Annotated in this window: 9 protein-coding genes and 1 pseudogene; all 10 read left to right on the top strand. The window is 55.7% G+C overall.

Annotated features, from left to right (window positions below):
* Positions 1-77: 77 nt before the first annotated feature.
* Positions 78-377: pseudogene (locus V6E55_RS22240) on the top strand (malic enzyme-like NAD(P)-binding protein); the annotation flags it as partial.
* A gap of 250 nt (positions 378-627) precedes the next feature.
* Positions 628-1,113 carry an Hcp family type VI secretion system effector gene (locus tag V6E55_RS22235; protein ID WP_316943941.1) on the top strand — a complete coding sequence of 162 codons (486 nt, stop codon included), beginning with the start codon at positions 628-630 and terminating at the stop codon, positions 1,111-1,113.
* Positions 1,110-1,592: a DUF2778 domain-containing protein gene (locus V6E55_RS22230; RefSeq protein WP_316943940.1), complete on the top strand. Its 483-nt coding sequence runs from the start codon at positions 1,110-1,112 to the stop codon at positions 1,590-1,592. The genes V6E55_RS22235 and V6E55_RS22230 overlap by 4 nt, the downstream gene beginning before the upstream one ends.
* Before the next feature lie 523 nt (positions 1,593-2,115).
* Positions 2,116-3,825 (top strand): ABC-F family ATP-binding cassette domain-containing protein, encoded by a 1,710-nt coding sequence (locus tag V6E55_RS22225; RefSeq protein WP_316943939.1) that lies wholly within the window; start codon positions 2,116-2,118, stop codon positions 3,823-3,825.
* A gap of 196 nt (positions 3,826-4,021) precedes the next feature.
* The gene (adhP, locus tag V6E55_RS22220) at positions 4,022-5,032 is read left to right on the top strand and encodes an alcohol dehydrogenase AdhP (RefSeq protein WP_129995744.1); all 1,011 of its coding nucleotides are present in this window, start codon (positions 4,022-4,024) and stop codon (positions 5,030-5,032) included.
* 148 nt (positions 5,033-5,180) lie between these two features.
* Positions 5,181-6,800, top strand: a complete 1,620-nt coding sequence (locus tag V6E55_RS22215; RefSeq protein ID WP_316943938.1) for a TIGR04028 family ABC transporter substrate-binding protein — start codon at positions 5,181-5,183, stop codon at positions 6,798-6,800.
* A 10-nt stretch (positions 6,801-6,810) separates the two neighbouring features.
* Positions 6,811-7,755: an ABC transporter permease gene (locus V6E55_RS22210; RefSeq protein WP_316943937.1), complete on the top strand. Its 945-nt coding sequence runs from the start codon at positions 6,811-6,813 to the stop codon at positions 7,753-7,755.
* The gene (locus V6E55_RS22205; protein ID WP_316943936.1) at positions 7,752-8,600 is read left to right on the top strand and encodes an ABC transporter permease; all 849 of its coding nucleotides are present in this window, start codon (positions 7,752-7,754) and stop codon (positions 8,598-8,600) included. Before V6E55_RS22210 ends, V6E55_RS22205 begins: the two co-directional genes overlap by 4 nt.
* Positions 8,600-10,207 carry an ABC transporter ATP-binding protein gene (locus V6E55_RS22200; protein ID WP_316943935.1) on the top strand — a complete coding sequence of 536 codons (1,608 nt, stop codon included), beginning with the start codon at positions 8,600-8,602 and terminating at the stop codon, positions 10,205-10,207. The genes V6E55_RS22205 and V6E55_RS22200 overlap by 1 nt, the downstream gene beginning before the upstream one ends.
* The gene (locus tag V6E55_RS22195; RefSeq protein ID WP_316943934.1) at positions 10,204-11,193 is read left to right on the top strand and encodes a putative FMN-dependent luciferase-like monooxygenase; all 990 of its coding nucleotides are present in this window, start codon (positions 10,204-10,206) and stop codon (positions 11,191-11,193) included. Before V6E55_RS22200 ends, V6E55_RS22195 begins: the two co-directional genes overlap by 4 nt.
* Positions 11,194-11,197 lie beyond the last annotated feature (4 nt).

The raw sequence follows: 11,197 nt of genomic DNA, 5'->3' as shown, positions 1-11,197 counted from the left end.
AAGACGGGAAGTTTCGGCCCTTACGGATGCCCGGAAAACCTTAGCGTACGATTTTTTCCGAATTCTGCGGGCTCCCCTTCCCGGGCATTGGTCTGGGTGTGATCGCCTCCGGCGCATCTCGCATCACCGATGAGATGCTGATGTCAGCGAGCGAAACCCTCGCGGGCTACTCGCCGCTGGTCAACAACGGTGAAGGACTGGTGCTGCCAGAGCTAAAAGATATTCACAAGGTGTCGCGCGCTATCGCGTTTGCGGTAGGTAAAATGGCGCAGCAGCAGGGCGTGGCGGTGAAAACTTCTGCCGATGCGCTGCAACAGGCCATCGACGACAACTTCTGGAAGCCTGAATACCGGAGTTATCGCCGGACGTCGATTTAACTCTGCGACCCAACCGTTCCCTCTCCTCAAAAGGGAGAGGGAACATGAACACCCTCCTCTCTTTATTTTCTTAGCCGCTACAACGGCGTTCCCCTACCCCTTATTTAAAAAATCAATAACTCAACAATAATCCATATCTCGTTGAAATATAAAGTTTTCGTATAACATTTTTTGCCTAATAAACAAATTCTTTTAAGGGTTTAGTAACGTCCCACATCACTAAACTCATTAATTGAAAAAGGGTATTAAAATGGCAATTCCGGCATATCTTTGGCTAAAAGATGACGGCGGTGCAGATATCAAAGGCGCTGTTGATGTACAAGATCGCGAGGGAAGTATCGAGGTATTAGGGTTCGGTCATGGACTCCATCTGCCGACAGATAATATGACAGGAAAAATAACGGGTACGCGTGTGCATAGTTCGCTGGTTTTTGAAAAGGAGTTCGACAGCTCCAGTCCTTATTTATACAAGGCAGTAGCAAAAGGCCAAACGCTGAAAAGTGCCGAGTTTAAATGGTATAAGATCAACGACGCAGGTCAGGAGGTCGAATACTTCAACATGTACCTTGAGAACGTTAAAGTTGTCTCAATATGTCCGGTGATGCATGATGTAAAAAACCCAGCAATGGAAAAACATAACCATCTTGAGAATATCTCCCTCCGTTATGAGAAGATCACATGGCGACATTGCGACGGTAATATTATTTTTGCTGACTCATGGAATGACCGTTCATGAATCTCCTGCAATGCTATTTCCACCTAAACGGCAGCAAGTACGCAACATTGGCTGTGCCTGGTGTGGGCTATTTCCCAGCATTTTCGGGAAATGGCAACGCAACAAATCGTCCCGAAAGTGCGTCTGCACCCGACATAGGCCCTCTTCCGCCTGGGCGATATTACATACTTTTACGTGGATTAGGTGGTTGGTATACTCAAACAAAGGACAGCGTTAATGCTTTTTTCACGGGTTCAAATCGGAGCGAGTGGTTTGCTTTGTATCGCGATGACGGATTGATTAATGATGAGACTTTTGTGAATGGGGTAAGACGAGGAGAATTCAGATTACACCCCATCGGGCCATCAGGCTTAAGCAAGGGATGCATCACTCTTTATAGTCAGAGCGACTTTAAGATTCTGGCATCAGCTTTACTTCAAACAGGAGGGCAGCAATTGGGGAATTATATGATTGCTCATGGCGTTGTGCAGGTTTATTAATGAAGGCCGTATTTTTGATACTTCTGTGGTGCGCTATAGTGTTTTTGTCATTAATCACATTATATAAAGTTATTACACCAGAAGCGCAGTACTCTTTTGCGGAGCATTTTGAAATCTATGGCGACGAATTGATTATGGATTTTGTGCTGTACCTTTTTTTCAGTATAGCCGCATTCATTGCGTCAGCTCTCACACTAGCCCTGTATTTGCTTATTCGGAAAAGATAATCCTGGGCAGCAATGCTGCCCCTCTGCTTGGTATACACTCGAAAACGTTGTATAGTGGTAGTTACTTACAAACTCATAACATATAAGGAGGCCAATTATGCTGTACTGTGAAATTTTCAATGTTTCACATACATTTGGTGATCGCACCAGCTCAAGCGTTATCGGTATCGTGCTGCGATAACTTCTGCTTGAGCGAAGACACCAACCCCTGAAATCCCTTCTCTCGGGCTTACTGAGTTATCGTCAGCGATGTTTGACGAGGCATGAATATGCCTGTAACTCTTGGGTAAGCAACAATGAGCACTTTACTCACTGCACAATCTTTACGTGTTGATACGGCGTTTGGCACGCTCTTCGACTCACTCTTCTTTACGCTGAAAAAAGGCGACCGCATCGGTTTGCTGGGCGACAACGGCTGTGGCAAAAGTACGCTGCTTAAGGTGCTGGACGGCACAGACTCCCCTGCCGCCGGAACGGTTGCGCTGGCCGGACACTGCCTGATGGCACGGGTAGAACAACACCTGCCGGACGCTATTTTTCCGCTGACCATGCTGGATGCTGTGCTGGCGCAGTTACCTTCAGCTGAACGTGACAGCCTGCGCTGGAAAGCCGAAACGTTGCTTGCGTCCATGGGCTTCACTCCGCAAGATATGATGCTGCAATCCGCAACACTCAGTGGCGGGCAACACACTCGTTTGCTGCTGGCGCGGGCATTGATTCACGAGCCGGATCTGCTTTTGCTGGATGAACCGAGTAACCATCTCGATTTACCCACCATGCTCTGGCTTGAGCAATTTTTGCAGAACTGGTCAGGCAGTTTCGTACTGGTTTCACATGACAGACAGTTACTCGATGCCGTCACCAACGGTAGCTGGATCCTGCGTGATAAGTCACTGAACTACTTTGCCCTTCCCTGCACGGCTGCACGCAAAGCGCTGGAAGCCAAAGACGAAAGCGATGCGCTGCGCCATAAGGCGGAGCAAAAGGAGATCGACCGTGTTACCGCCAGTGCAAAACGGCTGGCAACCTGGGGTAAGGTTTACGACAACGAAGATCTGTCCCGCAAAGCCAAACAGATGGAAAAACAGGTCGAACGGCTCAGGGAGAGCCAGACGGAGCTCACCGCAGGCAGTCCGTGGACATTAACCCTGCGTGGTGATGCGCTGCGGGCAGACCGTCTGCTGGAGATTGAAAATCTCGGCGTCCCCCCTGCTCCTGGGCTACCCAGCCTGTTCAGCATTGAGACAGCGCGCCTGAAAAGCGGCGATCGTGTGGCGATTGTCGGTCGTAACGGCTGCGGCAAATCGTCACTGATGAAGCTTATCTGGCGACAGTTTACCGATGAACTGACCCACGACGGGCTGAAGCTGCACCCGCGCGTGTCGCCAGGCTATTACGACCAGACGCTTCATCAGCTTGCGGACAACGCCACGCTGCTCGACGCGCTGGAGCCTTTCGCACCGGATCCGCAGAACCGCAAAATGGCGCTGATAAGCGCCGGGTTCCCGTGGGCGCGTCACGGGCAAACGGTCAGCACGCTCAGCGGTGGCGAACGCTCGCGCCTGCTGTTCGTTGGCCTGACGCTTGCCCGCTATAGCCTGCTGATGCTGGATGAGCCGACCAACCACCTGGACATGGAAGGCAAAGAGACGCTGGCGCAAACTCTTCAGCAGTTCGAAGGCGGTGTTCTGCTGGTCAGCCATGACCGCCAGTTAATTAGCGAAAGCTGCAACCGTTTCTGGCTGATTGAAGAGGGAAAGTTGAGCGAGTGGCACGATGCAGAAGCGGTGTTTGAGCATCTGCGTGAAAGCGCTGGGCTGGTGACATCAGCGGCGCCCGCTGCTGCCGCGATGGTTCAACCCTCGCCGTATGACGATCTGCTTGAACGACTGGTCGCGCTGGAAACGCTGCTGGAAGACGATCTGGCACGGAAGCCGAAGCATCAGAAGCCACAGCTTCAGGCGCAATGGCGTAAAGAGATTAAAGATATAGAAGCACAGCTGTAAAACTGCGCCCGGCGAGTCGCTCGTCGGGTCAGTCTTTTCCTCTTAATTATTAGAGGGATCGCCGTATTCTTAATCTTAAATCGAATCAAATGATGACATTATGTTGCCGTAGCCTTGCATTACCTGGCTAATGAATTAATCCTTAATGAGCATTACACCTGCTACGCACATTCTAATCATGAACAAGGAGATACACATGAAGGCTGCTGTTGTTACTCAGGATCACCAGGTCAATGTCACCGAAAAAACATTACGATCGTTAAAGCATGGGGAGGCACTGCTGAAGATGGAGTGCTGTGGCGTCTGCCATACCGACCTCCACGTGAAGAACGGTGATTTCGGCGATAAAACCGGGGTTATCCTGGGACATGAAGGGATTGGGATCGTTAAAGAAATCGGCCCTGGCGTGAAATCGCTGAAAGTCGGCGATCGCGCAAGCGTGGCATGGTTTTTTGAAGGTTGTGGTCACTGCGAATACTGTAATACCGGCAACGAAACCCTGTGCCGCGATGTGAAAAATGCCGGTTACTCCGTTGATGGCGGAATGGCGGAAGAGTGCATCGTCACTGCGGATTACGCGGTAAAAGTGCCGGACGGTCTGGATTCGGCTGCTGCCAGCAGCATCACCTGTGCCGGCGTTACCACCTATAAAGCGGTAAAAGTGTCTGGTATCAAACCGGGTCAGTGGATTGCAATCTATGGTCTGGGTGGGTTGGGTAACCTCGCACTGCAGTACGCTAAAAACGTCTTTAACGCCAAAGTCATCGCTCTTGACGTTAATGACGAACAACTGAAGCTGGCGGCAAGCATGGGTGCGGATTTAACCATCAACTCCCGCAGCGAAGATGCAGCGAAAATTGTGCAGGAAAAAACCGGCGGCGCGCATGCCGCAGTCGTCACTGCCGTCGCAAAAGCAGCATTCAACTCAGCGGTCGATGCCGTACGTGCCGGTGGCCGTGTGGTCGCGGTTGGCCTGCCACCGGAAGCAATGAGCCTCGACATTCCACGTCTGGTGCTGGACGGTATTCAGGTCGTCGGTTCGCTGGTTGGTACCCGCCAGGATCTGCAGGAAGCGTTCCAGTTTGCGGCAGAAGGCAAGGTCGTGCCGAAAGTTACGATGCGTCCGCTGGAAGACATCAACGCCATCTTTAAAGAGATGGAACAAGGTCAGATCCGTGGCCGTATGGTGATTGACCTGCGTTCATAATCACCCACCGTTCAATTACCGCTCCTGACAGGGGCGGTTTTTATAGCCATTTTCCGGCAATCCTTATCTTAATTCCTTTGTTCCCTTGTTTTCCCCCGCGCCTGATGATGAATCCGACGCTAACAAGAAGATAACAAAGGAATTCACCATGCAAATCCCATTTCGTCTGCCGTTACTGACGGCGCTGATTCTGGCGACAACCGCAGCCTGGTCCGCCGATGCGCCCGTCAAAGGCGGCACGCTGATTTATCTGGAGCAACAGGCACACACTAACCTCTATCCGCCTGCCGGTGGTTTTTACCCGAACGGCGGCATTCTGAATCAAATCACCGACAAACTGACGTGGCAGAACCCCAGGACGCTGCAGGTGGAACCCTGGGTGGCAGAAAGCTGGACAACCAACGCCGATAAAACCGAATACACCTTTAAACTGCGTCCCGGTATTACCTTCTCCGACGGCACACCGCTGGATGCTAACGCCGTAGCAAAAAACTTTGATACCTACGGTTTAGGCAATAAAGCGCAGCGCCTTCCGGTGTCAGAAGTGATTAATAACTACGATCGCAGTGAAGTGGTCGACCCGCTGACCGTGAAGTTTTACTTCAAAAAACCGTCGCCGGGGTTCCTGCAAGGCACCGCCACCATTGGCTCAGGTCTGGTCTCGCTCAGCACACTGAAGCGCAACTTTGAAGAGTTGGGGGATGCCCGTCATATCATTGGCTCTGGCCCGTTTGTGGTGAAGGACGAGAAGCTGGGTCGCGAAGTAACGCTGGAAGCGCGTAAGGACTACCGGTGGGGGCCCAAAAATCTGGCGCAACAGGGGCCAGCCAATCTCGATGGCATCAAGTTTATCGTGACCCAGGAAGACAGCGTGCGCGTGGGCGCCCTGCTGGCCGGTCAGGCCGACTTTATTCGCCAGGTGCAGGCATATGACGAAAAGCAGGCGACCGACCAGGGCTATAAGATCTACGCCGCCCCGACGCGTGGCGTGAACGACAGCATCAGCTTCCGCCCGGATAACCCACTGGTCTCCGACATTCGGGTTCGTCAGGCGCTACTGCACGCCACCAATGCAAAACAGGTGGTCGAGACCCTCTTCTCGGCCAACTATCCGCAGGCGAAGTCAGTGATTGCCGATTCCGCCGCTGGCTTTGTCGATCTCAGCGACAAATTGACCTTTGATCCAGCAAAAGCCAACCAACTGCTGGACGACGCGGGCTGGAAAGCAGGCAGCGACGGGATACGCGCCAAAGACGGCCAACGTCTGGCACTGACGGTGTATGAATCCCTGCCGCAGCCGCAAAACAAAGAGGTGCTGCAGCTGGTTGCCCAGCAGTGGCGACAGGTGGGCGTGGCGCTGAGCGTTAAAGCGGGCGACGCAGGCAGCCGTACGCTGGATAACCTTGACCCGCTGAAAACCCCTTTAACCGTCTCCGAAGTGGGTCGCGCCGATCCGGACGTGGTGAAAAGCATGTTCTACCCGGCTAACCGCGACGCGCTGCTGCAAAAAGGGGGATCCAGCAACAAGGTCAAAAACTTCCGTGACGACAAGTTAAATGAACTGTTGGTGAACATTTCTGCGGAGATTGATCCGCAAAAACGCCTGCAACTGACGGGAGACGCCCAACGCTACCTGCTGGATAACGCCTACGTCATTCCGATTTTCGAGGAGCCGCAGGTCTTTGCCGGTGCGCCGCGGCTGAAAGGCGTCAATTTTGAAGCGGTAGGCCGCCCGTCGTTCTACGGCGCGTGGATTGAGAAACACTGAGGAGCTGACGATGCGCCACGCACTTCTTCAACGCTTTGGGCACGGGCTGCTGGTACTGTGGGCCGCCTTTACCCTCTCGTTCGTGTTGCTCCAGGTGCTGCCGGGCGACGCGGTGCTGATTAAATTTCAGAATCCGGACCTGGGCTTAAGCCCGGCGCAAATCGAGGAGATGCGCGTGGCCTACGGCGCGGACAGCCCGCTGTGGCAGCAATACGGCCACACGCTGCTGGCGATGCTGCGCGGTGACTTCGGCTATTCGCTTCAGGCCGGGGTGCCGGTCAGCGAGCTGATTGCCAGCAATCTGCCGGATACCCTGAGTCTTGCCCTGCCCGCATTTGTGCTCGCGGTCCTGCTGGCGTTTTCGCTGGCGTTTGCATCCCGTCTGCCCGGTCTGCGCTGGCTGAGTAATACCCTCCAGTCTCTGCCGGTTCTGTTTATCTCCTTACCAACGTTCTGGCTGGGCATTGCCCTCATCCAGCTTTTTTCTTTTCAGCTACGGCTGATCCCGGTGATTAACCCGACGCCGCTGCAGGGGCTGATCCTGCCGATCGTGACCGTCGCGATCCCGATCTCCGCCCCGCTGGCACAAATTCTGATGCGCAGTCTGGACCAGGTGGCGGCACAGCCGTTTGTCGCTTTCGCCCGGGCCAAAGGGCTGAGTGAAACCGCCGTCCTGTGGCGTCACGTGACCGGCAACGCCCTGCTGCCGGTGCTCAATATTGCCGGGCTGCTTCTCGGCGAGCTGATTGCCGGGGCGCTGATCACGGAAACTGTTTTTGGCCGCAGCGGGCTCGGGCAACTGACCCAACAGGCGGTGAATAACCAGGATATCGCCGTGCTTCAGGCGGTCGTGATGATTTCCGCGTTCGGTTTTGTCCTGATCAATCTGCTGGTGGATCTGTTGATGCCGCTGCTGGATCCCTGTCTGCAAACCGTAACCGGAGGTGCATCATGAGTCTGGTTGATTACGCCGCCGCCGCGCGAAAACGCGTTCCCACCTGGCAGGGCGTCGCGTGGCAACCGGGGCTGTGGCTGGCATGGGCAGTAATTATCATTGCGCTTTTTGCCGCCGTGGCACCCGGCCTGTTAACTCACTACAGCCCGATTGAAGGTATCGCGGGTGCACAGCGCCTGGCTCCGCAGACGGGCCACTGGCTCGGCACAGACCAGCTTGGCCGCGATGTTTACACCCGTATTGTGTATGGTGCATCCCACTCCCTGAGCGCGGCGCTGGCCGCCGTAACGATGGGTCTACTGGCAGGCACCGGCTTAGGAGTGGTTGCCGGAGCGTTCGCCGGACGCATCGAGTCTCTCCTGATGCGTTTCGTCGACGTGTTGCTCTCCATCCCGTCTCTGCTGCTCTCGCTGACGGTGATTATTCTGCTCGGGTTTGGCACCGTTAACGCCGCGATTGCCGTAGGCGTGGCCTCAATAGCCAGCTTCGCCCGCCTCGCACGCGGTGAAGTCGTGCGCATCCGCCACACAGATTATGTCGAAGCGGCGTTTGGCAGCGGCGGGACGTTCCTGGCGGTTCTGTGGCGACACATCCTGCCCAACGCCTTAACTACCGTCCTCGCCTTTGCCACGCTGCAGTTTGGTCAGGCCATCCTGGCGCTTTCTACCCTGAGCTTTCTCGGCTACGGCACCCCGCCGCCCTTGCCGGAATGGGGCTTATTGATTGCCGAAGGCCGTAATTATCTCTCTACCGCCTGGTGGCTAACCACCTTCCCCGGTGTAATCGTCATCGCCGTAGTGCTGGCCACCAACCGTATCAGCCAACATCTCAGTGGAGGTCGCTAATGACCGTTCTCTCAGTGGAAAATTTGACGATTAGCTACCGTACCGCGCGCCAGTGGCGTGAGGTGGTGCATAACGTCAGCTTCACGCTCAAGCGAGGGGAAATGCTGGCGTTTGTCGGTGAATCCGGATCTGGCAAAACGACCACGGCACAGGCGATCATTGGTCTGCTGGCCGATAACGCCCGGCGCGATGCAGGAAAAATAGAGCTCAACGGCGAGGAGATTAGCCGATGGTCCGCTAAGCGTCTCGATACCCTTCGCGGGGCGCGAATTAGCCTGGTTCCGCAGGATCCGGGTAATTCACTCAACCCGGTGAAGACCATCGGTGCGCAGGTTGGAGAAATTATTCAGCTACACCAGAAAGTGACTCGCGTTCAGCGTGACGAGCAGGTGCTCGCCCTGCTGGCAAAGGTCGGCCTGAGCCACCCCGAACAGCGCATGAGCCAGTATCCTCATCAGCTCTCCGGCGGAATGAAACAGCGCGTGCTGATTGCCATCGCCATAGCGCTGCGCCCGGACGTCATCATTGCCGATGAGCCTACCAGCGCGCTGGACGTGACGGTGCAAAAACGCATTCTTGACCTGCTGGATATCCTGCGCCGGGAATCGGGTACCGCCGTCCTGTTTGTCACTCACGATCTGGCGCTGGCCGCTGAGCGCGCGGACAGGCTGCTGGTTTTTCGCGATGGCGAGGTTCAGGAGCAGGGAAACACCGCCGATATCGTGCGCACGCCGCAGCACGCCTACACCCGCCAGCTGTTAAGCGATCTCCTGGGCCAGCGCCTGACCATCGCCCCGGTGGCCGGTCGACCGCTCGCGTCACCGGCCATTCGCACCCGCGCCATCAGCAAACAATTCTCCCTGGGCAAAGGTCATCAGCTTCAGGCGCTTGATCAGGTGACGTTTGACGTCAGGCGAGGCAGCACGCATGCGCTGGTCGGTGAATCTGGCTCCGGGAAAACCACCCTCGCCCGGATTTTGCTGGGTTTTGAACAGGCCGATAGCGGACAGGTCATTATTGATGATATTGATGCCACCACGCTTAGCCGCGAGGCCCGTCGCCAGCTGCGCCAGAAGATCCAGTTTGTCTACCAGAACCCGTTTGCCTCTCTCGACCCACGTCAGACGCTGTTCGAGATCATCGAAGAGCCCCTGAAGAATTTTTCTCGCCTCGGTAAGGCGGAGCGAAAGCTCCGGGTGGAGACAGTGGTGCAGCGGGTTGCTCTGCCCGTCGATATTCTTAGCCGTACCGCCCGGGAACTTTCAGGCGGACAGCGTCAGCGCGTTGCCATCGCCCGGGCACTGATCCTGGAGCCGACTATTCTGGTGCTGGACGAAGCCACCTCCGCGCTGGACGTCACCGTGCAGGCGCAGATCCTGGCTCTGCTTCAGCAGCTGCAGCAGCAACTGGGGCTGACCTATCTCTTTATTACCCACGATCTGTCCACGGTTCGCCGGATCGCCCACAGCGTCACGGTGCTGCGCAGCGGTCAGGTGGTCGAACAGGGCGACGTCGGAACCTTATTCGCGTCGCCGCAGAACGACTATACCCGCGAGCTGATTGATGCCATTCCCCATTTTTCACCCGTAACGGAGGAGTTCGCATGACGCGAAAACGCCTGGGGTTTTTCACCCGCCTGCTTGACGACGCTACGCCGAAGGAGCGCTACCGTCTGGCAACTGAACAGATCCGCCACGCCGAACGCCACGGTTTTGACAGCGCCTGGATTGCACAGCACCACTTCCACGAAAGTGAAGGTGGCCTGCCGTCGCCACTGCTGTTTCTGGCGCACGTCGCCGCGCATACCGAAACCATTCGCCTGGGTACGGCCATCATCACCCTGCCGATGGAAAACCCACTGCGCGTGGCGGAAGATGCCGCCGTGTTGGATCTGCTTGCAGACGGACGCCTGGAAGTCGGTTTTGGCTCAGGCGGCACGCCGACCTCTTTTCTGCCGTTCGGCCTGACGTTTGAAGAACGTGCGACCGCGTTTGCCGAGAACCTGCATGTGATCCAAAGCGCCTGGCGCGGTGATTCGCTTACCCATCCGGATAACCACCTTTACCCGCCTGCGCCACAGCTGGCCGACCGCATCTGGATTGCCACCTTCTCAGTTGACGGTGCCGTTCGCGCCGCGCAGGCCGGACACGGTTTAATGCTTTCCCGCACGCAGCCGCGCCCGGCGGATCAGCTGGATTTAACGCTCGACGCAATCCAGAACCCGATTGTGGATGCCTACCTTGAGGCGCTACCTTCGGGCACTCCACCGCGTATTCTGGCCTCCCGTACTGCCTTCGTCGCTGACAGCGATGACTATGCGCTCAGAGTCGCGACGCCGGGTCTCGCTAAACAAGCTCAGCAGCATCGCGCTGCAGGACACACGGTTAAAGGTGACACTGTCACTGATTATCGTCGCCAGTTCGATGCCCATATCGGCTCGCCTGAAACGGTGCTGCATTCACTTAATGCGGATTCCATTCTCAGGCGCGCCACGGATATCTCATTCCAGGTCCATTCGGTTGAGCCTTCGCATCGCGACACGCTGCGCTCCATCGAACTGATCGCCGAACATATTGCCCCCCACATCCTTTGAGGAG

This window comes from Enterobacter sp. 342 (assembly GCF_036663495.1).
GTDB lineage: Bacteria > Pseudomonadota > Gammaproteobacteria > Enterobacterales > Enterobacteriaceae > Enterobacter.
This window is presented reverse-complemented; position numbering and strand designations above follow the sequence as displayed.

Bases quoted from the DNA above. Each gene is read 5' to 3' on its own strand.
- V6E55_RS22195 (WP_316943934.1), top strand. From the start codon at position 10,204: ATGACGCGAAAACGCCTGGGGTTTTTCACCCGCCTGCTTGACGACGCT.
- V6E55_RS22230 (WP_316943940.1), top strand. From the start codon at position 1,110: ATGAATCTCCTGCAATGCTATTTCCACCTAAACGGCAGCAAGTACGCA.
- V6E55_RS22205 (WP_316943936.1), top strand. From the start codon at position 7,752: ATGAGTCTGGTTGATTACGCCGCCGCCGCGCGAAAACGCGTTCCCACC.
- V6E55_RS22215 (WP_316943938.1), top strand. From the start codon at position 5,181: ATGCAAATCCCATTTCGTCTGCCGTTACTGACGGCGCTGATTCTGGCG.
- V6E55_RS22225 (WP_316943939.1), top strand. From the start codon at position 2,116: ATGAGCACTTTACTCACTGCACAATCTTTACGTGTTGATACGGCGTTT.
- V6E55_RS22200 (WP_316943935.1), top strand. From the start codon at position 8,600: ATGACCGTTCTCTCAGTGGAAAATTTGACGATTAGCTACCGTACCGCG.
- adhP (WP_129995744.1), top strand. From the start codon at position 4,022: ATGAAGGCTGCTGTTGTTACTCAGGATCACCAGGTCAATGTCACCGAA.
- V6E55_RS22210 (WP_316943937.1), top strand. From the start codon at position 6,811: ATGCGCCACGCACTTCTTCAACGCTTTGGGCACGGGCTGCTGGTACTG.
- V6E55_RS22235 (WP_316943941.1), top strand. From the start codon at position 628: ATGGCAATTCCGGCATATCTTTGGCTAAAAGATGACGGCGGTGCAGAT.